At 62.5% G+C, this 26,508-nt stretch carries 19 protein-coding genes; 18 read left to right on the top strand and 1 reads right to left on the bottom strand.

From position 1 onward, the window contains the following. Positions 1-6 precede the first annotated feature (6 nt). The 14 genes from tssC to ORL50_RS16475 all read left to right on the top strand — a co-directional run bounded on the left by tssC (position 7) and on the right by ORL50_RS16475 (position 19,959). Positions 7-1,509, top strand: a complete 1,503-nt coding sequence (tssC, locus tag ORL50_RS16540) for a type VI secretion system contractile sheath large subunit (RefSeq protein ID WP_266016494.1) — start codon at positions 7-9, stop codon at positions 1,507-1,509. 25 nt (positions 1,510-1,534) lie between these two features. Next, on the top strand, positions 1,535-2,017 hold the full coding sequence (gene tssE / locus ORL50_RS16535; RefSeq protein ID WP_205893318.1) for a type VI secretion system baseplate subunit TssE: 483 nt from the start codon (positions 1,535-1,537) through the stop codon (positions 2,015-2,017). After that, positions 2,017-3,849, top strand: coding sequence for a type VI secretion system baseplate subunit TssF (tssF, locus tag ORL50_RS16530; RefSeq protein ID WP_266016492.1), 1,833 nt, complete (start codon positions 2,017-2,019; stop codon positions 3,847-3,849). Before tssE ends, tssF begins: the two co-directional genes overlap by 1 nt. Beyond that, the gene (gene tssG, locus ORL50_RS16525; RefSeq protein WP_266016491.1) at positions 3,813-4,883 is read left to right on the top strand and encodes a type VI secretion system baseplate subunit TssG; all 1,071 of its coding nucleotides are present in this window, start codon (positions 3,813-3,815) and stop codon (positions 4,881-4,883) included. The genes tssF and tssG overlap by 37 nt, the downstream gene beginning before the upstream one ends. After that, positions 4,880-7,483 carry a type VI secretion system ATPase TssH gene (tssH, locus tag ORL50_RS16520; protein WP_266016490.1) on the top strand — a complete coding sequence of 868 codons (2,604 nt, stop codon included), beginning with the start codon at positions 4,880-4,882 and terminating at the stop codon, positions 7,481-7,483. The genes tssG and tssH overlap by 4 nt, the downstream gene beginning before the upstream one ends. A 23-nt stretch (positions 7,484-7,506) precedes the next feature. Beyond that, positions 7,507-8,256 carry a type VI secretion system lipoprotein TssJ gene (tssJ, locus tag ORL50_RS16515; protein WP_266016489.1) on the top strand — a complete coding sequence of 250 codons (750 nt, stop codon included), beginning with the start codon at positions 7,507-7,509 and terminating at the stop codon, positions 8,254-8,256. Beyond that, a complete protein-coding gene (gene tssK, locus ORL50_RS16510; protein ID WP_266016488.1) occupies positions 8,249-9,592 on the top strand; it encodes a type VI secretion system baseplate subunit TssK in 1,344 nt (447 codons plus the stop codon). Before tssJ ends, tssK begins: the two co-directional genes overlap by 8 nt. After that, positions 9,589-10,308 (top strand): type IVB secretion system protein IcmH/DotU, encoded by a 720-nt coding sequence (gene icmH / locus ORL50_RS16505; RefSeq protein ID WP_266016487.1) that lies wholly within the window; start codon positions 9,589-9,591, stop codon positions 10,306-10,308. The genes tssK and icmH overlap by 4 nt, the downstream gene beginning before the upstream one ends. A gap of 30 nt (positions 10,309-10,338) precedes the next feature. Next, complete coding sequence (locus ORL50_RS16500; protein ID WP_266016486.1) at positions 10,339-14,211, top strand: type VI secretion protein IcmF/TssM N-terminal domain-containing protein; 3,873 nt, start codon at positions 10,339-10,341, stop codon at positions 14,209-14,211. 31 nt (positions 14,212-14,242) lie between these two features. Continuing rightward, positions 14,243-15,169 (top strand): type VI secretion system-associated protein TagF, encoded by a 927-nt coding sequence (gene tagF / locus ORL50_RS16495; protein ID WP_266016484.1) that lies wholly within the window; start codon positions 14,243-14,245, stop codon positions 15,167-15,169. Beyond that, positions 15,166-17,661: a type VI secretion system membrane subunit TssM gene (gene tssM / locus ORL50_RS16490; protein WP_266016482.1), complete on the top strand. Its 2,496-nt coding sequence runs from the start codon at positions 15,166-15,168 to the stop codon at positions 17,659-17,661. The genes tagF and tssM overlap by 4 nt, the downstream gene beginning before the upstream one ends. Before the next feature lie 162 nt (positions 17,662-17,823). Next, the gene (locus tag ORL50_RS16485) at positions 17,824-18,342 is read left to right on the top strand and encodes an Hcp family type VI secretion system effector (RefSeq protein WP_247292961.1); all 519 of its coding nucleotides are present in this window, start codon (positions 17,824-17,826) and stop codon (positions 18,340-18,342) included. A 94-nt stretch (positions 18,343-18,436) separates the two neighbouring features. Next, positions 18,437-19,525, top strand: a complete 1,089-nt coding sequence (gene tssA, locus ORL50_RS16480; RefSeq protein ID WP_266016481.1) for a type VI secretion system protein TssA — start codon at positions 18,437-18,439, stop codon at positions 19,523-19,525. A 206-nt stretch (positions 19,526-19,731) separates the two neighbouring features. Then, positions 19,732-19,959: a DUF6555 family protein gene (locus ORL50_RS16475; protein ID WP_266016480.1), complete on the top strand. Its 228-nt coding sequence runs from the start codon at positions 19,732-19,734 to the stop codon at positions 19,957-19,959. On the opposite strand, the gene ORL50_RS16470 is transcribed toward ORL50_RS16475, so the two are convergent. Then, entirely contained in the window at positions 19,937-21,016 is a 1,080-nt protein-coding gene (locus ORL50_RS16470) for a sigma-54 interaction domain-containing protein (RefSeq protein WP_266016479.1), read from the bottom strand. The genes ORL50_RS16475 and ORL50_RS16470 overlap by 23 nt on opposite strands. Positions 21,017-21,376: 360 nt before the next feature. Here ORL50_RS16470 and ORL50_RS16465 point away from each other — a divergent pair, with 360 nt between their 5' ends. The 4 genes from ORL50_RS16465 to ORL50_RS16450 are packed head-to-tail and all read left to right on the top strand — an operon-like array spanning position 21,377 to position 26,505. After that, a complete protein-coding gene (locus ORL50_RS16465) occupies positions 21,377-22,450 on the top strand; it encodes an ABC transporter substrate-binding protein (RefSeq protein ID WP_266016478.1) in 1,074 nt (357 codons plus the stop codon). A 14-nt stretch (positions 22,451-22,464) separates the two neighbouring features. Further along, positions 22,465-23,688: a lipase family protein gene (locus tag ORL50_RS16460; protein WP_266016476.1), complete on the top strand. Its 1,224-nt coding sequence runs from the start codon at positions 22,465-22,467 to the stop codon at positions 23,686-23,688. Between the two features lie 14 nt (positions 23,689-23,702). Then, positions 23,703-24,911 carry an LLM class flavin-dependent oxidoreductase gene (locus ORL50_RS16455; protein WP_266016475.1) on the top strand — a complete coding sequence of 403 codons (1,209 nt, stop codon included), beginning with the start codon at positions 23,703-23,705 and terminating at the stop codon, positions 24,909-24,911. A 4-nt stretch (positions 24,912-24,915) separates the two neighbouring features. Further along, positions 24,916-26,505 carry an ABC transporter substrate-binding protein gene (locus ORL50_RS16450; protein ID WP_266016474.1) on the top strand — a complete coding sequence of 530 codons (1,590 nt, stop codon included), beginning with the start codon at positions 24,916-24,918 and terminating at the stop codon, positions 26,503-26,505. The last annotated feature ends 3 nt before the right edge of the window (positions 26,506-26,508 follow it).

Here is a 26,508-nt window from a genome sequence, read left to right as displayed (position 1 = left end):
CTGAAGATGAACGACAAGCAAACCGTGACTCAACAGGACAGCGAACTGGTCGAAGTGGAAAACTTCGCCCCGCAATCCTCCCTGCTCGACAGCATCATTTCGGAAAGCCGCGTGGCCCGCTCCGAGACCGAGCGCACCCGTACCCGTGACCTGATCGGTGAACTGGTCGGCCAGGTGCTGGAAGGCGAAATGACGCCGAGCAAGGACCTGATCGCCGTGCTCGATGCGCGCATTGCCGAAATCGATGCGATGCTCTCCGAGCAGATGAACGAGATCATGCATGCGCGCGAATTCCAGCAGCTGGAAGCGTCGTGGCGCGGCCTGAAGTATCAGGTTGACCAGACCGAAACCAGCACCACGCTGAAGATCCACCTGCTCAACGCCTCGAAAAAAGACCTGGTGCGCGACCTCAAGGCCGCCTCGGAATTTGACCAGAGCGCGCTGTTCAAGAAGATCTACGAAGAAGAGTACGGCACCTTCGGTGGTGCACCGTTTGGCATGCTGCTGGGTGACTACGAGTTCAATCGCAGCCCCGAAGACATGTACCTGCTCGAAGAAATTTCCCACGTCGCCGCAGCAGCCCACGCCCCCTTCATCTCGGCGGCCTCGCCTGAGCTGTTCGGCTGGGACTCGTTCACCGACATGTCCGGCCCGCGGGACCTGGCGAAGATTTTCGACACCGTCGAATACGCCAAGTGGAAGTCGTTCCGCGCCTCGGAAGATTCACGCTACGTCGGCCTGACCCTGCCCCACGTGCTCGGTCGCCTGCCGTATGGCCCGGATACCACGCCGGTGGAAGAATTCAACTTCGTTGAAAGCGTCGATGGCCGTGACCACAACAAGTACCTGTGGATGAACGCCGCCTACGCCCTGGGCACCCGCGTCACCGACGCGTTCTCGCGTTACGGCTGGTGCGTGGCGATCCGTGGAGTGGAAGGCGGTGGCCTGGTCGAAGGCCTGCCGACTCACACGTTCAAGACCGACGACGGCGAGATCGCCCTCAAGTGCCCAACCGAAATCGCCATCACCGACCGCCGTGAAAAAGAGCTGTCGGACCTTGGCTTCATTCCGCTGGTGCACTGCAAGGGCACCGACTACGCCGCGTTCTTCGGCACCCAGTCGGCGCAGAAGCAGAAGCAGTACAACACCGATATCGCCAACGCCAACGCCCGCCTCTCGGCGCAGTTGCAGTACATCTTCGCCACTTCGCGCATCGCTCACTACATGAAGGCGATCATGCGCGACAAGATCGGCAGCTTTGCTTCGCGCAAGGACGTCGAGATGTTCCTCAACAAGTGGCTGTCGAGCTACGTGTTGCTCGACGACACCGCAAGCCAGGAAGCCAAGGCCAAGTTCCCGCTGCGTGAAGCCCGTGCCGAAGTGTTCGAGGTGCCCGGCAAGCCAGGCGTGTACAAGGCCGTGACCTACCTGCGTCCGCACTACCAACTGGATGAGCTGACCGCGTCGTTGCGTCTGGTTGCCGAATTGCCGCAATCGACTCGCGGCTGATCGACAGCATTGCCAGGGAGGCACAATGAGTAGTCAACACAGGCTGTTGCCATCGCTGCTGGATCGATTGCTCGACGATCATCCGCACCAGTCCATGGAAGCTTCGTCGCAACGCTTGTGTTCGCTGGCCGATTACAAGGCCAGCATCGTTCGCGACCTGGAAGTACTGGTGAACACGCGCCAGTCGCTGGTCGCCAACGAGCTGGAAGGTTTCGTCAATCTGGGCGGGACCATCCTCGACTACGGCATGCCCGACTTCACCAGCCGCAGTGTGCTCGATCCGCAGGATCGCCTGCTGATTCAACGCCAGCTGGAGAAGGCGATCACCGTCGGCGATCGACGGTTTCGCAGCGTCAAGGTGCAACTGCTCGCCCAACAGACCGGCCAACGCATGCTGACCTTCCGCGTGGACGCAGTACTGCGCCTGCAGGACATCACCCGCCAGGTTTCCTTCGACGCGGTGCTGCAGGTCAATACCCAGGAATACAAAGTGCAGAACCTCAACTGATGCTCGACGATCTGCTGCCCTATTACGAAAAGGAACTGTCGCACCTGCGCTTTCTCGGCCAGGAGTTTGCGAGCCAGTACCCGAAGATTGCTTCGCGGTTGCTCATCGAGGGCGATAACTGCGAAGACCCGCATACCGAGCGCCTGATCGAAGCGTTCTCGTTTCTGTCGGCCCGCGTGCATAAAAAACTCGATGACGAGCTGCCGGAAATCGTCGAGTCGTTCCTGGAAGTGCTGTACCCGCACTACCTGCGCCCTACCCCGTCGATGTCGATCGTGGAGTTCAACCTGGGCCAGCAGGAGAAAGTCACCGAAGCCTTCCGCGTGCCCCGGCACACCGAGCTCAGCGCCAACCCGATCGACGGCGTGGTGTGCAAATTCCGCACCTGCTACCCGGTCGAACTGTGGCCGGTGACCGTGCATCAGGCCTCGTTCGTCGAGATGGAACGCTCGGCGTTCAATGGTCACAGCGCAGACCTGGTGGCGCGCCTGCGCATCGGCCTGACGGCCACCTCGGATGTGCTGTTCGGCAAGATGGAGCTGGAACGCCTGCGGTTTTTCCTCGACGGCGAAAGCACCCTGATGCTGCAGCTCTACGAGTTGCTATTCAACAACCTGGCCAAGGCCACCTTGAGCTTTGAAGACCAGGGCCGCAGCCGCGAAATCGCCTTGCCCGCAGACGCGCTGCAAGCCGTCGGCTACAGCCTGGACGAAGGTCTGGTGGATTACTCCGAGCGCTCGTTCCTCGGTTACCGCCTGCTGCACGAGTACTTCACCTTCCCGGACAAGTTCATGTTCTTCGACCTGTCGGGTTTCGCGCGGCTGCTGGCCGGCAAGAATCTCGAGAAGATCGAGATCAACTTCTACTTCTCCGACTACGACCTCAGTGATCGCCTGACGCGCCTGACCCAGAATATCGGGCGCAATAATTTCAAGCTCAACTGCACGCCGATCATCAACCTGTTCCGTCAGCAGGCCGAGCCGATCCAGCTGACCCACGCCCAGCACGAGTACGCCGTGACGCCGGATGTGCGCCTGCAGAGTTCGGCCGAAGTGGTGTCGATCGATCGGGTGCAGCGCGTGCGCAAGGTCGGCGGTGTCGACCAGGTCGGCACCTGCCATCCGTTCTTCGAACCCCGTGGCGACCAGGGCCCGGGCCAGAGCTTCTGGATAGCCCGCCGCCGCCCGGTGCAGAACCGCCAGCAGGATGGCTCGAACATGGTCATCCGGGTGGTGGATCGCGAGCTCGAACTGCTCAATTCCAGCAACGACACGTTGAGCATCCGCCTGACCTGCAGCAACCGCGACCTGCCACTGATGCTGCCGTTCGGTGGCGAACGCGGCGATTTCAACATTCCCGGCAACTCGGTGATCAGCGACATCCGCTGCCTGCGCAAGCCCACCGCCACCGCGCGCGTGCCCTTGGGCAACGGGGTGATCTGGCGGTTGATTTCGCACCTGTCGCTCAACCATATGTCCCTGGTGTCCCGGGGCCGCGAAGTGCTGCTGGAACTGCTGTCGCTCTACAACTACCGCAACGTCTCGGCGATTCGCAAACAGATCAACGGAATCGTCTCGGTCAGCAGCGAACCGGTGGTGGCGCGCATCGGTCATCCGCGGCCGAACTTCGTCCGTGGCGTGGGTATCACCCTCAATTTCGATGAAAGCCAGTACACCGGCAGCGGCGTGTTTTTGTTCGGCATGGTGCTGGACCACTTCTTCGGCCAGTACTGCAGCATGAACAGCTTTACCCAATTAACCCTTCGCACTTTGCAGCGCGAGAAGAGAGTCGTCCAATGGCCACCGCGAACCGGCGATCAACCCCTGGTCTGATCGACCAGGCACGGGCTGAGCCGCACCGATTCGAGTTTTTCCAATTGGTGCGTTTGCTCCGCCTGCATTACAGCAGAACCGGGCGCATGGACCTGGACACTCGGCCGCACGAAGACCCTTTGCGTTTTCGCTCGCAGCTGTCGCTGAATTTCCCTGCCAGTGAAGTCAGCGACCTGCAGTTCGAGCGCGAAGGCAAGGTGTCGGCGGCCGGTCTGCCGCTGTCGGAAGTGCAGGTGACGTTCATGGGCCTGGTCGGGCCATCGGGTGTGCTGCCACGGCCGTACACCGAGTTGCTGATCGAGCGGCACGTCCAGTACCGCGACGACGCCGCCCACGCGTTCCTCGATATTTTCTCGCACCGCATGACCACGCTGTTCTACGAGGCCTGGCAGAAATACAAGTTCTACATCGAGTACGAGCGCAACGGCACCTCGGACTTTGACCGCTACCTGCTCAACCTGGTGGGCTTTGGTCCCGAGGCGCAGAAGCAGAAATTCGACAAACAGGGCTCACCGCTGCGTCGCGAACTGTTCAGCTATTTCTCCGGGTTGTTCGCGCAGAAACCGCGCAACGCGATGAACCTCGAAGCGATGCTCAGCTTCTATTTTTCCCTCCCGTTCAAGGTCAAGCCGTTTGCCGGGCGCTGGCTGCACCTCGACCCCAGCCAGTGCACGCAGCTGGGGCGCAAGAACGCCGTACTCGGGCAAAGCGCAGTGGCTGGCAATCGGGTCTGGGACTACCAGTCGTGCGTACGCATCGAGCTGGGCCCGCTGGAGCTGGTCGACTATCAACGCTTCCAGCCCGGCACCGCCGACTACCAGAAACTGGTGGAGCTGGTGCGGTTCTACGTCGGCGCCGAACTGGACTTCCAGCTCGCGCCCAAGCTCAAACCCGAAGCCGTACCTGCGGCCCGCCTCGGTCGCCAGGGCAACGTGTCCCTGGGCTGGCTCGGCTGGCTAAAACGCCCTGGCGTCGATGTGACGCCGTCCCGTTGTGCCCTCTTTCACATTCCTTTTGATGGGGTCTCCCTGTGAACCTGAAGTCCCTGTTTGCCAAACTCAATGACACCAGCCGCACCGCCACTGAAAGCGCTGCTGCGTTGTGCCTGTCGGAACAGCACTACGACGTCGAGATCGAGCATCTGTTGCTGCAATTGCTCGACAGCAACGACAACGACCTGCCGGCCATCCTGCGGCATTACGACGTAGTGCCCGATCGCCTGCAGGCGCAGTTGATGACGGCGCTGGGGACGTTCAAGAAGGGCAATACCCGCACTCCGGCCCTGTCGCCGCACATCACGCGCATGATCGAGCAGGCCTGGGTGCTGGCGTCCATCGAGTTCGGCCAGGGGCAGATCCGCACTGGTTACCTGCTGCAGGCGCTGCTGGATGACAACGAGCTGCGCCGGGTGGTGATCGCCTCCGCGCCGGAGCTGGAAAAAATCAACGCCGACGACTTGCGGGTCAACCTCGGCGCCCTGGTGGAAGGCAGCGCCGAATCGCAGCAGGCCAAACCCCTGGCCGGCGCGGACGTGACTCCGCGCAGCTCCGTCAAAGGCAACGGCAAGACCCCGGCCCTCGATCAGTACACCATCAACCTGACCCAAAGCGCTCGCGAAGGGCGGATTGACCCGGTGCTGGGCCGCGAGTTCGAAGTGCGGCAGATGGTCGACATCCTCACCCGCCGCCGCCAGAACAACCCGATCCTGACCGGTGAAGCTGGCGTCGGCAAAACTGCAGTGGTCGAAGGCCTGGCGCTGCGCATAGTCCACGGTGATGTGCCGTCGGTGCTCAAGGACGTGGCCATCCACACCCTCGACCTGGGCTTGCTGCAAGCCGGCGCCGGGGTCAAGGGCGAGTTCGAAAACCGCCTGAAGTCGGTCATCGAAGAAACCAAGCGCAGCCTGCACCCGATCATCCTGTTCATCGACGAAGCCCACACCCTGATCGGTTCCGGTGGCCAGGCCGGGCAGAACGATGCCGCCAACCTGCTGAAACCGGCATTGGCCCGCGGCGAACTGCGCACTATCGCCGCGACCACCTGGGCTGAATACAAAAAGTATTTCGAGAAAGACGCCGCCCTCGCCCGCCGCTTCCAGGTGGTCAAGGTCGAGGAGCCGGACGAAGACAAGGCGATCCACATGCTGCGCGGCCTGCTGGCCAAGATGCAGGATCACCACAAAGTCACGGTGATGGACGAAGCGCTGGTGCAAGCCGTGCGCCTGTCCAGCCGCTACATCACCGGCCGCCAGTTGCCGGACAAAGCCGTCAGCGTGCTCGACACCGCTTGCGCCCGGGTGGCCCTGGGGCAATCCGCGCAACCGGGGCCGCTGGAAGACTGCAAGCGCCAGATCGACAACTTGCAGGCCGAAATCCAGGTGCTGGAGCAGGAAGCCGGCAAAGGCAGCGATCACTCGCGCCGCCTGGCCACCCTGCACAGCGAACTGGCCGCCGAACAACTCACTCGTGACGCCCTGGAACAACAGTGGCAGCGCGAACTGGCCCTGGTGGAAAAACTGGGCGCCCTCAGCCACCCGGACAACCAGGCACCGGATGCCCGCGAGATCGCCGCTGTGCGCGCTGAACTGAGCAGCGTCCAGGGCGAACAGCCGCTGGTGCATGCCCTGGTGGACGGCGGGACCATTGGCGAAGTGATTTCCGGCTGGACCGGTATTCCCCTGGGCAAGATGCTGCGCGACGAAATCGACACCGTGCAGCGCCTGCCTGAACTCTTGGGCGAACGCGTGCTCGGCCAGGACCACGCGCTGCATGAAATCGGCAAGCGCATCAAGGTTTCCCGGGCCCGCATGGAAGACCCGAACAAGCCGATCGGGGTCTTCCTGCTGCTGGGCCCGAGCGGCGTCGGCAAGACCGAAACCGCCCTGGCCCTGGCCGACACTCTATACGGCGGCGAGCGCAACCTGATCACCATCAACATGTCCGAGTACCAGGAAGCCCATACGGTCTCGAGCCTCAAGGGTTCGCCGCCGGGTTATGTCGGTTATGGCGAAGGCGGCGTGCTCACCGAAGCGGTACGGCGCAAGCCTTACAGTGTGGTGCTGCTGGACGAAGTGGAAAAAGCCCACCCGGACGTGCTCGAACTGTTCTTCCAGGTGTTCGACAAGGGCGTGCTGGATGACGGCGAAGGTCGCGAGATCAACTTCCGCAACACCGTGATCATCCTCACCTCCAACACCGGCACCGACCGCATCATGCAGTGGTGCCTGAACGCCGAGCAGCAACCGACCCCGCAAGACATCGTCGAGGGCCTGCGCGACGAGCTCAACCAGGTGTTCAAGCCGGCGTTCCTCGGCCGCCTGAGCATCGTGCCGTATTACCCGGTGCAGGACGCGATCCTGGAACGCATCGTCGGCCTGAAACTGGAACGCATCCGCCAGCGCTTCGAGCGCAACCATCAAGCACAGCTGAGCTACGACGCGGCGCTGATCAAGGCAATTGCCGCGCGCTGCACCGAAGTCGACAGCGGCGCACGCAACATCGACAACATCCTCTCTCGCACGCTGATGCCGGAACTGGCCCAGCGCGTTCTGGAGCGCATGGCGCAGGACAAGCCGATCCAGAGCTTGAAGCTCGAATTGGGCAGCGACGGCGACTTCGCCTACAGCCTGTGCTGAACGAGTATTTGAAGGTGAGCATCATGGAACACACACATTCAGGGAAGCGACGTGCGCAGCCGGCATTGGCCAAATGCCTGACGGCCGCGGCAATGATCATGGTGCTGACCGCCTGCGGCGTCACCGACCGCGTGGGCAAGCGCGTGGATGACACCTGGGCCGGCGACATGCTGTTCGACGATAACGAAAAGGTGATCCTGACCTCCGACGGCGGCAATCAGCTCAACCCCGACGAGTCCGGCAAACCGCTGTCGGTGGTGCTGCGGGTGTACCAGCTCAGTTCGCTGGAGCGCTTTGCCTCGATCGACGCCGACTCGCTGTGGGACGACCCGCAGAAAGCCCTCGGCAATACCCTGATCGAGAACCGCGAGATCACCCTGCTGCCGGGCATGGGTCAGGTTGATCGCTGGCCGTTGAACAAGGCCGCGAGCTATGTCGGGGTCGCGGCGTTTTTTCGCTCCGACGAAGCCAGCCGCTGGAAGGTCGCGTTCGACGCCAACTCCCTGCGCAAGGACGGTATCTGGTTCTCCTCCGATGGCCTGCGGGTGCTGGTGGACAACAACACCGTCACCGCCGTCGGTGGCGCGGATGTGCTGAACAAACCCAAGAGCGCAGAACAGCTGGCACAAGCCGCCGCGCAACCGGCCGAGAACAGCCTGACTCAGCGCCTGCAGGACGCAGCCCTGCAGCAGGCAGAAGACACCGCCACCAGCTCGGCGAAAAAAGCCACCGAATCAAAATTAAACTCTCTATTGGAAGGCGTTCATGAGTAAGCAAAGCCGGGTGATGTGGTCGGAGGGCATGTTCCTTTTGCCGCAGCATTTCCAATACCAGGACGAGTTCCACCAGCACCAGCTGGCCGAGTCGACGCTGCGCAGCACGCCGTTCCATTGGGGCGTGCAGATGCTCCAGGTCGACGAAGAAGCCCTGGCGACCGGCTCGTTGCAGCTCAAGCGGCTGAAGCTGGTGTTCCCCGACGGCAGCCTGTTCGATGCGCCGCAGCATGACCCGCTGCCGGCCGCCCGCGACCTCAAGGACCTGCTCAAGAGCAACGACCTCAAGGTCTACGCCGCGCTGAAACTGCCCGAGCCGTTCGGCATGAATTACGTCGAGGACGGCCAGGAACAGAAAAGCGCGCGACGCTTTCGCAAGCAGTTCGACACCCTGCCCGACCTCAACGAAGGCGACCTGGAAAACGAAATCACCAGCCTGCGCCTGAACGTGGTGATGCTGATCGATGGCGACAACCTGGATGGCTACAGCTATTGCCCGATTGCCCGGCTGTCGCGCAACAACATCGGTGGCTTCAACCTCGACCCGCATTTCGTGCACCCGACGTTGCATGTGGGCACTCACGAAACCTTGATCGGCCTGGGCAAACGTTTGCTCGGTGCCTTGCAGTCCAAGAGCAAAGCGCTGTCCGGTCGGCGGCGCGAGCGTGCGGACCAGATCGCCGAGTTCGGCTCCAGCGACGTCACCCTGTTCTGGCTGTTGAACACGGTGAACCGCGCGCACCCGAGCCTCGCCCATCTGCTGGCCCACCCGCGCCTGCACCCCGAGCGCCTGTACCTGTTCCTCGCCGAACTCGCCGGTGGTTTGCTGACGTTCTCCCTCGACACCCAACTCAATGACATCCCCGAGTACGACCACCACGACCCTGCGGCGTCCCTGGTCAAGCTCGACGAAATGATCCGGGTGCTGCTCGACAACGTCGTGCCGAACCAGTGCGTGGTGATCAACCTGACCCAGACCAAGCCGTCGTACTGGCAAGGGCAGTTGCTCGACCCGCGTCTGGCCGAAGCCGATTTCTATATCTCGGTGCACGCCGACATGCCTGGTTCCAGCCTGCTGGAACTGGTGCCACGGGCATTCAAGGTGGGCTCGCCGGAAGACATCGAAGTGGTGGTCAACAGCGCCATGCCCGGGGTCACGCTCAATCACTCGACGCGCCTGCCGAATGCCATTCCGGTGCGCCTGGACAACCACTATTTCTCCATCGAGCCCCATGGCCGCGTGTACGAACGGATGATGAGCGCCCAGGCCATCTCCTTCTACGCACCCAGCGCCTTTACCAATCTCAAGCTTGAACTGATGGCGGTACTCAAATGACTGAAGCCGTAATGCAAGGCACCGTGGCGACCGCCACTGACAAACCGGTGCTCAAAGACCTGGTGCAAGACTTCATCAGCATGGCGCTGATCGTGCGCAAGGGCCGTCAGGTGACCTCGGTCACCGCCTTCGAGGCCAGTGTCGACAGTTTCTTCGCGACCCTGGAGCGCGAAGCACGCAGCGCCAACTACAGCGTTGAGCAGGTCAAGGACACCCAGTACGCACTGTGCGCGTTCCTCGACGAGAGCGTGCTGCGCGGCGAAGACAAAGACAACCCACTGCGCCGGCACTTCGAATTGCAGCCGTTGCAGTTCCGCTACTTCGGCGTGCACCTGGCCGGTGAAGGCTTCTTCGAGAAGATCGATGCGCTGCGCAGTGACGTCAAGCAGAACATTGACGTGCTCGAGGTGTATCACCTGTGCCTGGCCCTGGGTTTCGAGGGCAAATTCAGCCTCGGCCAGAAGGACCAGCTGCGCTACCTGGCCAACACCCTGGGCCAGGACATTGCGCGTTATCGCAAGTCGCCCAAGGCGCTGTCACCGGATTGGGCCCTGCCCGACCAGGTGTCGCAGATGCTGCGGCATGAAGTGCCGGTCTGGCTCTACCTGGCGCTGATCGCGCTGGTCTGCGTCGGGGTTTACCTGACGCTGGACTGGCTGTTGGCCAAGGACGTCGCCGCATTGTCCGAACAAATCAGCCAGCTGTTCAGTGCCTGAATCCAGGTCAGGTAATCGAGTCAGGAAGACATGAAGACATTATTGCGTTTGTTGAAAAGTTTTTGGTTTGTCGTCCCGGTCCTGTGGCTGGCGAGCCTGGCGGTCTGCTGGTTTGCGGCGCCGCATGTGAGCTGGCTGCGCGGTTATGCGCTGGAAGCGCTGGCGATCATCAGCGCCTGCTACCTGCTGCTCATCGTGCTGCGCCAGTACAAGCGCATCCGCGCCGAGCACAACCTTGAGAACCTGGTGCAGCTGGAAGTCGATCGCTCGGCCAAATCCACCGGCGAGTTCCGCGACCAGCAAGTGCTGCGCGAGCGCCTCAAGCACGCGATCGCCATGCTGCGCACCGACCGCTCGGCCGGTGGTGGCGGCGCGTCGGCGCTGTCCGATTTGCCGTGGTACCTGGTCATCGGCATGTCCGGCGCCGGCAAGACTTCGTTGCTGACCCGCTCCGGCCTGTCCGCGAGCATTGCCAGCAACGCCAATGACACCCAGAGCGGCACGCAGCATTGCGACTGGTACTTCAGCCCCGAAGCCGTGATGATCGATACCGCCGGGCGCTACCTGCGCGACGACCAGTCCGCCAGCGAATTCGCCGGCTTCCTGCGCATGCTGAAAAAACAGCGCAAAAAAGCCCCGGTCAACGGTCTGGTGCTGGTGGTGAGCCTGCCCGAGTTGCTGGCGGCCAGTGCCGAGGAGCGCAACGCGCTGGCGGCGCAGCTGGTGTCGCGCATCGAGGAATACACCGACTGCCTGGATGCCAACCCGCCGATCTACCTGATGTTGAGCAAGACCGATCAGCTGCCAGGCTTCAGCCAGGCCTTCGAAGGGCTGGACCTGAACGAGCGCCAGCAACCCCTGGGCATGACCTTCGGCCTCTCGGAGATCCGCAACCAGGGCCTGCGCCCGGTGCTGGATGCCAAGCTGGCCAACCTGCACAGCCACATCCGCCGCCACGTCGACGCGCAGATGATTGCCCTGGGCGCCGATGCCAACAGCGCACTGCTGAACTTCCCGAACTATTTCTCCGAGCTGTCGGTGGTGCTGGAGCAATTCCTCCAGCACTTCGCCGACAACCGCCACACCGGCGCGCCTCTGCTGCTGCGCGGGCTGTACTTCACCAGCGCGCTGCAAACCGATCAGCAACTGAGCCAGGTGTATGAAGACGACCTCGCCGAGTCGTTCGCCCTGCAACCGGAAGCCGGGCATGTCGCGGATAGCAGCGGCAGGAAAATCAGCGACCGCAGCTACTTCATCACCGACACGTTCCGCCGGGTGATTTTCCCCGACCGCGACCTGACGCTGTACCAGTCGCGCCTGGGCAACCAGAAATCCCTGAGCCCTGTGCTGCTCGGCGTCGCACTGCTGGCCGGGCTGGGTTTTATCGGCTGGCAGGCGCTGTCGTACCAGAACAACCGCCAGTGGCTGGCGGCACTGCGCGATCAGTTGAATCAACTGCAGCAGTCGCCAGACCGTGCGCAGCTGCTCGCCTCCGGCCAGGGCCTGGAGCTGCTGCGCAATCAACTGAGCGCCATCGAGAAGCACCGCGCCCAAGGCGTGCCGCTGCAACTGAGTGCGGGCCTCTATCGTGGTGATGACATCTACCGGGTGGCGCAGAACGCCTACCTGCAGCAACTGCGCACCCAGGCGCTGGAGCCGGTGACCCTGAAGCTGCAATTGCAGATGCGCGAGTTCAATGAATTCGCCAAGACCATGGACCCGCAGAACAGCTTCGCGGCAGCACCTGCCAAAGCCGGCAGCACCAAGGCCAAAACCCTGGGCTTGAAACTGCCCTCGCGCCTGAACGGCGTGCCACGCAGCGCCGGCGAAGTCGGCAATCGGTTGAGCGGCGCCGCCAAGGGTGCGGCGAACAAGGCCCGTGGCGATGCGATCAACAGTCTGCGCAACCCGGCCACCGCCAGCGATGCCGCCGATCTGTCGGCGACCACCGGCGGGCTGTCGTTGTCCGAGGAAATGCTCGGCCGCCTCGACGAGCGCCAGGTCGCGTCGATCATCGAGTCGTATAACGCACTGAAGCTGTACCTGATGCTGACCCAACCGGACTCGCATCCCGAGCCGGAGTTCGTCGGCGCGGCGTTGCCGGTGGCCTGGGCCAATACCGCCTCGGCCGACAATCCAGTCAGCGCCAAAGTCATCGAGGACAACGCACCGGTCTATGTGCAACTGCTGAAGAACGGTCAGGCGCCTGCCCTGTCGCGCAACGAACAACTGATCAGCGAAACCCGCAACAGCCTGAAGTCGTTCATGATTTCCAGCTCCCTGGTCGATCGCGAATACCTGCGCCTGCAACTGGAATCCAGCCGTCAGTTCCCGGCCGTTGGCCTGAGCGACCTGGTGCCATTGCCAGGTCGTCAGCTGCTGTACGGCAGCGAAGCGGTGCCGGCGATTTTCACTCGCCAGGGCTGGGAGCAGTTCGTCAAGCCGGAGCTGATCAAGCTGGTGTCGGGCAACCTGCGCAACGAATCGGACTGGGTGCTCGACGGCGAAGGCGGCGACAGCCTGGTGCAGAAAGCCAACTTCATCCGTGAGTTCATGACGCGCTACAAGCGCGACTACGCCCAGGCCTGGTACACGCTGATCGACAGCGTCGGCGTGCGCCACTTCACCGACATGGCCAACGCGACCCAACAACTGTCGCTGCTCAGCGACGTGCAGAATTCGCCAGTGAAGAACCTGCTGGCAGCGGTCAACGACAACACTCAATGGGATGTGCCGGCACCACGGGCCACCCAGCAGCCGGGGATCAAGCGTGATGATGGTTTCTGGGGCAAGGTCAGCGGGATTTTCGATGGCCAGGACACCTCGCCGAACGCGCTGATTTCGCCGTTGCCAGCGGTGGATGACGGCAGCCTGGCCAAGCGTTTCGAGCCGATCTCGCGAGTGTTTGCGGTGCAGAACGCCGAAGGCGCCGACAGCACCATCATGGATCGCTACCTGGCGGCGCTGCGCAAGCTCAAGGTGCGTATGAACAATATCCAGCGCTCCCAGGACGTGGGGAAAAGCAGCAAGCAGCTGATCAGCGAGACGCTTGAAGGTCAGCCAAGCGAAGTCACCAGCGTGCGCAACTATGTCGAGACCACGGTTGATACCAGCCAGGGCGGCCTGTCCGCTTCGCTGCAAGGGCTGTTCAGCTTGCCGATCCAGTTCGCCTGGGAAACCCTGCGCGATCCGGCCGGCGAGCAGATCGCCAAGGCCTGGGCGCAACAGATCGCCAAGCCCTGGGAACAGGTGATGGCGCACCGCTTCCCGATCGCCGCCGGCAGTCGCAACGAAGCGTCGGTGAAAGACCTGCAGCGTTTCGTCGACCCGGAGTCGGGCCTGCTGCCGAACTTCAAGCGTAACGAAATCGGCAACCTCTCCGGCGGCGAAGGCCTGGGCATGAGCAGCGCGAGCAAATCGACGCCGCTGGTCAACCCGAACATGGTCAACAGCATCGACAAGGCCAGCTCCCTGGGCCAGGTGATCGCCAGCCTGTCGGATCGCGAGAACGGCTTTGAAATCATGCTCGAGCCTTCGGCGTACTTCACCGACATCATCTTCACCCTCGATGGCCAGGTGCAGCATTATCGCAACGGCAAGACCAGCTGGAGCCGCTTCTCCTGGCCCGGCACCACCACCGCACCGGGGGCGCGCATGGACGTGGTGACCCTGACTGGCGAACGCATCACCGTGTTCGACTACCCGGGACGTTGGGGCCTGCTGCGCATGAACGACAGTGCGCGGGTCAGCGACCTGGATGGCATCCAGCAACGCTTCAGCTGGAACACCGCCAGCGGTCAGGTCAGCCTCGCCGTGCGCAACTACGGCGGCGTCAAGCTGACTGACCTGGCCAACGTCAAGGCCTTGAGTTCGCTCAATTCGGCCGGCGGGCGAGTCCAGTGAGCAGGCTGCTGGTGAATCAGGAATGCGGCCAATGATTGGCTGCTTCGGCAAGGTGCCCGCGAGCCCGGACTTCGTCAGCCTGCACGGAGCGGCGGACGACGTCTGCGAGTTCGATGGCTGGCTGCAAGGTGCTCTCGCGACCCTGCAGCATCGCGAGGACTGGCGCGGCTTGTTCGATGCCTTGCCGCTGTGCTTTTTCAGCTACCGCGCACGCAGTGGCAACTGGCTGCTGGGCGGGCTGATCAGCTCGATGGACGCCAGCCAACGGCGCTACCCGTTCTTCATTTTCCAGACGGTGAAAGCTGCGGACGCCGAGCCCTTCGTCAACCCGTTCACCCTGGGCGAACTGTTCAACGCGCAGATCAAGCCGTTGCTGCACATGGCTGCCCAGGGCGAGAGCACCTCGGTGCTGTTCGAACGCATCAAGGCCCTGCGCCCGCTCCAGGTGCAGGACTTCGATCTGTTCCGCCGGGTGCACGGCAAATTCCTGGTGAACTTCAACCTGCGCGACATCGCGACTGCGCTGGAAAGTTCGTACCCGGAGTTCGTCACCAACGCCATGCTGACCCGCCTGCAAGCCTTGCACAGCCCCCTGCGCCACGGCACGCCCATCGGTATCACCCTGCCCTTGCCGGCGGAACGTGGCCTGAAGAATCCGACTGCCGATCTGTGGCTCACCTGGCTGACGCGCATGACGCCCGGCAATGCCGTGCCGCAGGTCAGCCTGCTGGCCGACGACTTCATGCGCCCGCGCCTGATCTGCTTTGCCTCACGCACCACCAGCAATGCCTATCGCGTGCTCACCGGCAGTGGCGAGCGCGCGCAGAGCTATGACGTGCTGGCGTCCTTCGAGGCTTTTGACGAGCACCATGCTGCACACGCTTTTCCCGAAATCGATCGCCCCCTTGATGACGTCATCGACCGTTTTGTCGATGCCCTGGATTCGAAGTCTGTATGAACAAGATCAAGTATTACTTCCTGCGGTATCAGCCCTACATTCTGGGGGTGGTTTTCTTCCTCAGCATTTTCGCGGTGTGGGCCATCGGGCGGGCGTTCGGCTTCAGTTCGCTGAACAGCTTGCTGACTGGCATCGGCGTGTTCCTGCTGCTGTCATCGGGCTACGTGCTGCTGCTCTATCGCGGAGTCTCGCGGCACCACAACCTTGAAGGCCTGCTGCGTGAAGACGCCGACCAGGCCGTGCTGAACGCCAGCCCGGCGGATCGCGAGGAAGTCAGCCTGCTGCGTGAACGCCTGCTGCAAAGCATCGAGCGCCTGCACAACAACAAGCCTCGGGGCAGCAATCCCAAGGACGCGCTGTACGCCCTGCCCTGGTACCTGGTGATCGGTCAGCCGGCGGCCGGCAAAAGCACCATGCTCTATCAGTCGGGCCTCAACTTCCCGTATGCCGAGCGCGAAGGCGCCCGGGTCGCCGGGTTGGGCGGCACACGCAATTGCGACTGGTTTTTCAGCTCCGAAGCGATCCTGCTGGACACCGCCGGGCGCTACATGAACAACCAGGAAGAAGCCGGCAAGTGGCGGGCGTTCCTGCAGCTGCTGCGCCAGCATCGCCAGCGCCGGCCGCTCAATGGCTTGATCGTCACCGTGAGCATTCACGACATCCTCCAGGCGTCGCTGGAGGACCAGGAGCGCATCGCCAAGCGCCTGCGCGAACGCATCCAGGAAACCCACGCGCTGCTCGAAGTGCGGCTGCCGGTGTACCTGGTGTTCACCAAGTGCGACCTGGTGCCGGGTTTTGCCCCGTTCTATCGCCAGCTGGATGAACTGGCCCGCGGCGAGGTGATGGGCAAGACGTTTGCCCACAAAGGATATGAGCAGGCTGATTGGGGCCGCCAATTTGGCGTGGCGATGGACGAGTTGGTTGCCTACTGGCAGCAGGTGGCGAGCCGGCAGCTGGTGACCCAGGACATTCAGATCACCCGCCAGGATTCGGCGGTGTACCGCTTCCCGCTGGAACTGGCGGCGCTCAAACCGCGCCTGCAATTGTTCGTCGACGCACTGTTGCGCGCCAACCCCTACCAGAAAGCCGAATTGCTGCGCGGTTTCTATTTCACCAGCGCCCTGGACGCCGATCAGCCGGAGCTGGGGGGCCATGCTCGCCAGGTCAGCGAGCGCTTCTCCCTGGAAAGCGATCAGGCGATCAGCGGCGGCGACGCACTCCCGCGCCCGTTGTTCATCAACAGCCTGTTCCGCAAAGTGATCATTCCCGATCAGCATCTGGTGGCGCTGTACACCACCAACCACCGCGAACGTCGGCGCAAGGCGGCCTGGATCGGCGGCGCCGGGGCACTGGCGTTACTTGTATGCGGCCTGCTGGGTTGGTCGTATGTGAACAACCGCGACACCGTTCAGGCGATCTCCACGGAACTGGCCCAGGCCGCGGCCGCTGATGCTGGCGCTTCCGGTCAATACACCGAGTGGCAAACCCTGGACCGTATGCGCTTCTGGACTGCGCATTACTACGCCCGGCATCACCAGGACGGCGTGCCGCTGCGCATGCGCCTGGGACTGTACCAGGGCTACAAAGTCGAGCCCCTGCTGCGCAGCGAGTACTTCAGCCGCCTGGAAAGCGTGATGCTCAAGCCCACGGCAGACAACCTGACCCGCTCGCTGTACCTGCTGACCACCCTCAAGGTGTACCAGCGCAACACCAACCAGCTGTTGCCCGTGAGCGGCATCGACAGCGTCGAGCCCAAGGCCCTGCCCAACGACAACCGCGCGCAGTCGATTGCCGCCTTCGGCAAGACCACCCTGGACACCTACGTGATGCTCTCCCGGGCCCAGCGCGAGAAAGCTGACCCGGCATTCCTCAAGGCGAAAATCCCGGACTACTGGTACCCGGCAATTGCCCGCCAGACCGGCACGACCATCGGCGCGGCCAGTGGTCAGGCCGAGACTAACCAGGACTATGAATACGCCAGCCGGCAGATCAATTTCTACAGCGACCAGATTCACGAGGAAGACGTGCCACGCATCCTCGACAACGCGTTCCTCACGTCCAGTTCGCGCAACTACATCAACAGCCTGCTGACCCAGTCGCTGCGCTCGATCGAGACCATCACCCTGGAGTCGGACACCCTGTTCGCGTTCGGCCGTGCCGACTTTCAGAGCCTGAAAACCGCAGGCCAGAGCCAGCTCAGCGCGATCGCCGGCAAGCTGCTGAACACCCCGGACATCGGCAAGATCATCATCGCCGGGCATGCCGACCAACTGGGCGACCTGCAGGGCAACTTGCAGGTATCCAAACAGCGCGCGCAGACCATCAAGACTTATCTGGTGGGCAAAGGCGTCCCCGGTGAACTGGTCGAAGCCGTCGGCGAAGGCAGCACCAAGCCCCTGGTCAAATGCGACATGACGCAACCCAGGGCGCAGTTGATTCAGTGCCTGGAGCCCAATCGCCGGGTGGAAATCGAAGTGCGCGCGATCAACTGACCGCGCGCCGCCAGAGCAAGAAAATCGCTGCCCGGGTCGTTTCGATAGCAGACCCGGGCAACGCCAAGACACCTCTCTTGAACGTTTTCAAAGAGGTTAAAACGAAGGACTGTCGACTGCTTGCAGCGGCACCTTTTAAATGAAGGTAAGGAGAAATTAGAAATGGCATTTGACGCATACATCCAGATCGAAGGCATTCCAGGCGAAGTACTGGACGACAAGCACAAGGATTGGATCGAAGTGCTGGGCTACGAGTACGGCGCCACCCAGGCCACCTCCGCGACTGCAAGCTCTTCGGGCGGTGCTTCGTCGGAGCGTGTGGCGTTGAGCGACTTCAGCATCCGCAAGGCCGTGGACAAGGCTTCTGCCAAGCTGTTCGAAGCCTGCTGCAAGGGTACTCACATTGCCAAGATCCAGCTGAACGTCAACCGCGCGGGTGGTGACAAGGTCACCTACCTGACCATCAACCTGGAAGAGGTCGTGGTGTCGTCCGTCAAGGCAGTCGCCGGCGGCAGCCAGGGCGGCGAAGACAAGGCAGTCAGCGACCTGCCGATCGAGGAGATCAGCTTCAACTTCGCGCGCATCAAGACCACCTACACCCAGCAGAGCCGTGCCGATGGCCAGGGCGGCGGCAACGTCACCGGCGGTTGGGATCGTACGGCGAACAAGGTGTTCGCTTAAGTCTGAAGTGTTAGCGGGCCGTGCGAGCGGCCCGCATTAAGCACCGCGCCTGTCGTCCGGGCGCGGTGTTCTTTTATCCTGATCAGAGTTGCCTATGTCTGAATTTCTCAACGACCTTTCCCTGGCCGAACTGACAGCGCCCATCAATGAGGGCAGCGGTGAAGACCTGAGCTTTTCCACCTTGTTCGATCAGGTGAAAGAAGCACGTCGAGCAGACCCCGATTATCTCACCCAGGGTGATTGGCAGACCGACCTCAAATCTTCGGATTGGGACCTGACCATCGCTTTGGCCGCACAGGGCCTGGCTCGCCAGAGCAAGGACCTGATGCTCGTCGCCTGGCTCAGTGAAGGCCTGGCGCACAAACACCATTTTGTCGGCATCACCTTTGGCCTGACCCTGGCCGAGCGCATCCTCGACACGTTCTGGGCTGGCCTGTTTCCGTCACTCGAAGACGGTCTCGATGAACGCGCCGCCCGTCTGGCCTGGATGAAAGCCTCCCTGGCAGACGTGGTTGGCGGATTGCCGATTACCCAGGGCCAGCAGTTCGGCCTGCTGCGTTATGACGAATCGCGACACATCGAAAACCTCGCGCTGCAAAATCCCCAGGCGATGCGTGCCGCCATCGATGAAGGCAAGATCAACGCCGAGGTATTCCAGCGTTCGGTGGTGCTGACCGACTCCGAGCACCTGCGCCTCAAGGCCGGCGAAATCGCCGCCAGCCTGGTCGCCTGCCAGCGGCTGCAGAACACCGCCGACCGCTTGTTTGGCGCCGATGCGCCGAGTTTCGCCGCGCTCACGGACGTGCTCTCCCGTGCCGGGCAACTGGCGGAAAAACTCCTCAAGGACCGCGGCATCGAGCTGCACCCCGCCCCCGTTGCGCCCGTCCCGCCAAGTGTTGTCGACCAACCCGCAGGTGCCGCCATGACCCAGATCCAGCCAGACCCGTCGACCACCCCGCTGCGCACCACGCCCCTGACCCGCGACGAAGCCTTCACCCAGCTGGCCGGCATCGCCCAGTTCTTCAAGCAGACCGAACCGCAAAGCCCGGTGCCGTACCTGATCGAACGCGCCATCAAGTGGGGCAACATGCCGCTTGAGGGCTGGCTGAACGATGTGATCAAGGACAGCAACGTGGTGGACAGCATTCGTGATGTGTTGGGGACCAAGGAATCGAAAGGCTGACAGCCCCGATCATCTGTAGGAGCAAAGCTTGCTCGCGATGACATCCGCCCAGCCGATGAATTTCCAGCCTGGCACACCGCCATCGCGAGCAAGCTTTGCTCCTACAGTGCATGCCACTGCCTCCCCGGCAAATCCCTGCAAGACCAAAAAGAAAGGGAACTGGCGATGAGCCATTAGGGTCGTAGTGGCTTCGCCTGGAGAATCGGATGCGCCCCCTGCACTTTCAAATCACTTACCGCTTGAACGACGCTCGACAGGTCTTTGTCCAGCCCGATTCACACATGACCGATGCCGATGCCTGGTATTACGCCTGCCTGCACGCGGGCGTCGGCTTGGCCTATGGCGACGATCCGGACCAGCAGGGGCTTGCCGAACTGCGGGCGCAGGCGCAAAAGTGCGGGTTGACCGATGTCAGATGGGAGGCGCTGCCGTGAGTGATTTGCTCAATTCGCCGATCTTTTCCAGGCGCGCCCGAACGATGTTGCGGCTGATGTTCAGCAGCCGTCCGGTTTGCAATTGGTTGCCATGGCAATAGCGGTAGGCCGCGCGAAAAATCGTTTCCTCGATATGTTCGTAAAGGTCGGGAATGTTCTGTTCAAACAGGGCGTTCAGGGCAGTTTCCAGATCGACCGGGCCGACGGGCGCCTGGTGGGATGCAGCGGCCTGTTCCTGGCGAATGCCCGATGAACGCATGTCCACCAGGTGCAGATCCGCCGGCGCGACCCGCTGATTGCGGCACACCAGCAAGGCGTGGTGGATCGAGTTTTCCAGCTCGCGAATGTTGCCCGGCCAGCTGTGTTCCAGCAGCTTGCGCTCGGCTTCGATGCTGAGCGAGGCGCGGTTGTAGCCCAAGCGCTGGCAATGTTCTTCAAGGAAAAATTCCGCCAGGGGCAGGATGTCGCCCGGCCGCTCCCGCAAGGGTGGAAGGCGGATGGTCGCGACGTGCAGGCGGTAGAACAGATCCTCGCGGAAATGCCCGGCGACCACCGCGTCGGCCAGGTTGACGTTGGTGGCCGCGACCAGCCGCACGTTGATCGGAATCGGTGTGCGCGACCCCAGCCGCACCACCTCGCGCTCCTGCAGGACGCGTAGCAGCTTGACCTGCATGTTCAGCGGCAGATCACCAATCTCATCGAGAAACAGCGTGCCGCCATTGGCCGCTTCGAACCAGCCCGCCTTGCTTGAAGTGGCGCCGGTGAACGCGCCCTTCTCGTGGCCAAACAGCTCGCTTTCCACCAGGGTTTCGGCGAATGCGCCGCAGTTCACGGCAACGAATGGTTCGCGACCGCGGCGGCTGAGGTGGTGGATGTGCCGCGCCACCAATTCCTTGCCGGTGCCGGTCTCGCCGATGATCAGGGTGTTGGCTTCGCTGGGCGCCAGGCGTTCGATTCGGCTGAGCAACTCCTGGGAGCGCGGGTCCTTGAACACCAGAACGGTGGCTCGTACCGACTTGGTCAATTCACGAGCATTGGGATGAGTGATCAGCGACATGGTGCATTCCTGGCAGTAAAAGCGCGTGCTCAATAGTGCATGAAGTTGTTTAGACTAAAAAATTCTTAATTAGTATTTGTATATTCCTGTTTGACATATAGGTGAGTGTTGCTGCCGGCTTGCTGCTGGAGCAGCAATGGGTGTGCATCGGGGTGCTGGCACATCAACAGCTTTGTTGCCCAAGCGCATCCCTCAAATTGTCCAGAACCCCCGCCCCACTTGGCCTGCAGCGATGATTTCGGTCGCTGGCATGCAATCTGCTCTGTCACTCCCACACGACGCTGTGCGGCTGATGGCCTCATCGCCGGCAGGCCGGCTCCTACGAGTGCCGGGTTTGCAATGTTCATACAGGAGATCTCCATGAAACGTTTCTGGCGCAACAGCCTGGTCGCCTTGACCGGGTTACTGCTCACTGCCACGGCGCTGGCCGAACAGGCACCGACTTCGGTGAAGATCGCCATCGTCGCGTACACCCAAGGTGGTAAACCGGTATTTGGCGGCATTGCCGGGCGGGTGATCGAAGACGGCTGGCTTGAGCAGCAACTGGCAGAACGCGGCGTCAAGCTCGACTGGATCGCCCTGCCCCACGCCGGCGCCGGGCCGCAGATCAACGAAGGGTTCAGCAACAACAGCATCGACTTCGCGGTGCGCGGCGACTTGCCGTCGGTGATTGCCGGCGCCGGCGGCGTGCCGGGCAAGCTGATCGTGCCCGGCGGCAGCGGCAACAATATCTACCTGGTGGTCCCCGCTGGCTCCAGCGCCAACAGCATCGAGGACCTCAAGGGCAAACGCCTGGCCTTGCATCGCGGACGCCCCTGGGAGTTTGCGTTCAGCAACTTTCTCGCCAGTAAGGACCTGAAACTCGACGACTTCAAAATCGCCAACCTCAACCCGCAAGTCGGCGCCGCTGCGGTGTCTGCCGGCAAAGTCGATGCCGCGGTGCTGCTCAGCGAAGCCTACGCACTGGAAGACAAAGGCGTCGGCAAAATCATCTGGTCGACCAAGCAAGGCGCCAACGACTGGCGCCTGGTCTCGGACCTGTGGGGCACCGACAGTTTTGTCAGCCAACACCCGGACATCACGCAGTTGCTGGCAACTGCCTGGGTCAAGGCCGCCTGGTGGATTTCCCAGGAGCAGAACCAGGACGCTTACTACCAGCTCTCCTCTCGCGCCGGCACCGCAGAAAGCGTCCTGCGCCGCGACGACCAGAGCGACCCAGTCGCCTGGAAAGATCGCTGGGCGCCGAAAAGCGATCAGCAACTCAAAGCCCACTACCAGGCCTTGACCGCCTACGCACTGGCCAATCACCTGATTCGCGACACCTACGACATCACCCCTGCGCTGGCCACCGGTTTCACCAACCAGGCGCTGATCGATCTGCAACTCACCGACTACTGGCCAGCCCTGCGCGGCCAGGTCAGCAACAATCCATGAATAGGGAAATCCAGATGAAACTGCCACAACAATTGGTCTTCGGCCTGAGCGTCTTGGCGCTGTCCATGAGCGCCCTGGCCGCCAGCGCCCACGCGCCCAAACCCGACCCGCTGCAAGGTGACGGCCGAGTTTCGGCGTTCTACACCTGGCAGCAGGAGATTCCGACCACGCCGGGCAAACTGCTGCGCAGCGAGCCCCTGGAAAAAACCCTGAGCCTGCCCAACGCGGCCAGCGCGCAGCGGATTCTCTACAGTTCCACCGACGGCATCGATAACAAGACGCCGATCGTGGTGTCCGGCACCTTGTTCCTGCCCAAAGGCCAGGCGCCCGCCGGCGGTTGGCCGGTCGCCAGCTGGGGCCATGGCACGGTGGGTGTGGCCGACGTCTGCGCGCCGTCCTGGCAAGGGCGCTCCTATCGCGACGTGCAATACCTCAGCCGCTGGCTGGATGAAGGTTACGCCATCGTCGCCACCGACTATCAGGGCCTCGGCGTCCCCGGCGGCCACCCGCTGTTGAACAACCGCATGGCCGCCTACGGCATTCTCGATGCGGCAAAAGCAGTAGTCGCTGGAGTGCCGGGGCTGGCCAACAAAGTCCTGATCGTCGGTCAGTCCCAGGGCGGCGCCGGTGCCTTCGCCTCGGCGGCCTATGCCCCGACCTACGCCCCGGACCTCGGCGTCAAAGGCAGCATCGGCACCGGCGTGATCTACACCGTGGGGGCCAAAAATGTCGGTGAGCAAGACCTTAACAAAGTCGACGCATCCCTCGCCTACGGCTTCTACACCCTGCTCGCAGCCCAACAATACGACCCGAGCATCAACCCCAAGGACTTCTACACCGACAAGGCCCTGCCGTTGTTCGAACAGGCGCGCACCAGTTGCCTGGCAGCGCTGGTCAGCGACGTGGTCGGCGTCGGCCTGACCCCGGCCAATGCGAAAAAGGATTACCAGGGTGACCAGCTCGCCGGCTGGCAACAGCAGGTGTCCTACCCGACCCTGAAACTGGCCCAGCCGATTTTCATTGGCACCGGCGCCGAGGACAAGACCCCCGCCGCCTCGACCCAGGTCGCGCTGATGCAGGATGCCTGCAAGACCGGCTCGGTGGTCGAAGGCCATCTCTACAAAGGCCTGGGCCACAGCGAGACCGTCAACGCTTCGCTCAAGGACTCGGTGCCTTTCGCCCGCAAGGTCATCAACGATCAGCCGATCACCCCGATCTGCAACCCCAGCGTGCAGTGACAAGGAACCTCGACATGAGCATTGAATTTTTCACCCGACTGCCCCTGCATGGGGAAACCCAATTCCTCCCCGGCGACCCGCGCAACCGTGGCGACTGGCACGCCGGCGGCCCCAGCACCGGGGCTGTCTCGGGGTTCAGCGTCGGCGATCACTTCACCTACATCGACTACCTCGGACAGATCGCCAAGGCAGCAGAAATCAACGGTTTCGGTGGAGCGTTGATGGTCAACGCGCCCTCCGGCGAAGAGCCGTGGACCGTCTGCTCGCTGCTGGCCCGGGAAACCCGCACGCTGAAATTCGTCACCGCGTTCCAGCCCTACCACTACACACCCTGGGTGGCTGTGCAGCAGGCCGCCACCTATCAGCGGGCCACTGGCAATCGCCTGGTGTGGAACATCATCAACGGCGGCTCCGATGCTATTCAGCGTCAAGTGGGAGACTTCAGCGATCACGATGAGCGTTACGAACGGGCCATCGAGTTCATGGACGTGGTCAAGGGTTATTGGCACAACGAGAACTTTCATTACCAGGGCAAATTCTACCAAGCCGAAGGTGGTGGCCTGCGCGGGCCGCTGAAGAAAGCCGAATTGCCGCTGATCTGCACCGCCGGTTCGTCAATCCCGGCACGGGAGTTCGCCGCCAAACACGCCGACTTCTACCTGATGCGTGCCGAGCATCCGCAGGAAATTGCCGCGCTGATTGCCGACATCCGTGAGCGTGCGCTCAAGTATGGGCGCCACGACATTCGCTTCGGCCTGTCGATCGACGTCATCACCCGCGAGACCGAGGAACTGGCCCGCAACGAGGCCAAGCGCTTCTTTGATGAAGGCATCGCCCGCGGCGCAGTCAAAGCCGTGACCGCCCATGCCGGGCTGCGTACCGCACGCAAACTGAGCTACGAAAACGAGTTCGCGCACAAGGAGCACAGGCAAAGCTTCGATGACTTTTTCATCCACCCGAACGTGTGGACCGGCTTCGGCTACATCGGCATTCCGCCGGGCTGCGCGCTGGTGGGCAGCTATGAAAATGTGGTGGCACGGATTCGCGAGTACAACGCGATCGGCATCGACCTGTTCTTCCTCGCCGGCTACCCCCATCTGGAAGAGGCCTACCGCCTGGGCGAGCATATCCTGCCGCACTTTCGCAGCGAGCGAGTCGAGCTGAGCCGTAGCCCGGCGCCGGCGCTGCAGCTGCGCGCCGCCAACGGACCGACCGGAGCCTGATGCCATGAGCGACGATCACTCATTGTTCAGTCGCCGGGACTTCCTCGGCCACAGCGCGCTGCTCGGCGGTGGTTTGCTGCTCGGCGGTGGCCTGCTCGCAGGCTGCGGCCCGAGCGGCGACAAGCCCGCGACCGCAGTCGCGGTGGCCGATGATCAGCCCCGCTACGGCGGTCGTCTGCGCCTGGGCATTCTCGACGGCAACCAGAGCGGCAACCTCGACGCTCACAAACCCATCGGCAGCGGCATCGTGCGTGGCTTTGCGCTGTACAGCAAGTTGTGGGAGTGGGACGAACAGATGCAGCCGCGCCTGGCCCTTGCCGAGTTCGCCGAACCGAATGCCGACGCCAGCAGCTGGACCTTGCGCCTGCGCCCCGACCTTGAGTTCCACCATGGCAAGACCATCGATGCCGACGACCTGATTTTCTCCATTCGACGCCTGACCGATCCGCAACTGGCATCGCCCTATGCTGCGCTGCTGCACTGGGTGGACCGCGACAATCTGGTCAGGCTCGACTCGCGCACCGTGCGCCTGAATTTCCGCGAAGGCCGCAGTTATATGCCGTTGGCGGAAACCTGGGTCAACTTCGGCGGAATCGTTCCGGTGGACTACCACCCGGTCAGCAATCCGGTCGGCGCCGGGCCGTACAAACTGAAAAGCTTCACCCCTGGCCAGCGCTCACTGTTCACCCGGTTCGAGAACTACTACAAGGACGGCAAACCCTATGCCGATGAACTGGAGATCATCGACTTCAAGGATCAGGTGTCGCGCCTGGCAGCCCTGCGTTCCGGGCAGATCGACATGGCCAACGTGATGCCCACTGAACAGCTGCAAGTGCTCCAGGGCGACCCACGCCTCAAGTTGCTGAAGTCGGTGACCGGCAACTGGTTGTCGTTCGACATGAACCTGGACAAGCCGCCCTTCAATGACCCCAGGGTTCGGGAAGCGTTTCGCCTGCTCGCCGACCGCGACGAGCTGGTGCGCCGGGCGCTCAATGGCCAGGGCCGGGTGGCCAACGACCTGTATGCGCCGAGCGATCCGACCTTCAACCACACCCTCGGGCCGCGCCCCCACGACCCGCAACGCGCGGCGCAATTGCTCAAGGACGCAGGCTACGTAAATCTCGAACTGGAACTGGTGACCACACCTGGCCCGGGGCTGACTTCTGCGCTGGTGCTGGCGGAACAGGCCAAGCGCATCGGCGTCACGCTCAAGGTCAAACAGGTGGATTTGGCAACGTTCCAGGGACCGTTGCGCAACGACTGGACCTTGAGTACCGGCGGCAGCATCGGCGCACCGTTCCTGGCCAGTGCAATCCACACCGACGCGCCATTTGCCGTGGCCAACAAAACGCACTTCCAGGACACGCAGTTCAGCGAGCTGTTTCTCGCGGCCATGGCCCAGCCTGACCTGGAAAAACGCAAGGCACTGGTGCATCAGGTCCAGCAGATCCAATACGAACGCGGCGGCATGCTGATCTGGGGCTACGCCGACTTGCTTGACAGCGTGGCCAACCGCGTAGGCGGCGCGGCGGCGGAACAGTCGCTGTTCAGCACCTGGCGCTTTGAAAAACTGTGGTTGAAAGACACCGCCTGATCA

It is taken from the genome of Pseudomonas sp. RIT-562 (assembly GCF_026241895.1).
Lineage (GTDB): Bacteria > Pseudomonadota > Gammaproteobacteria > Pseudomonadales > Pseudomonadaceae > Aquipseudomonas > Aquipseudomonas mandelii_F.
This window is presented reverse-complemented; position numbering and strand designations above follow the sequence as displayed.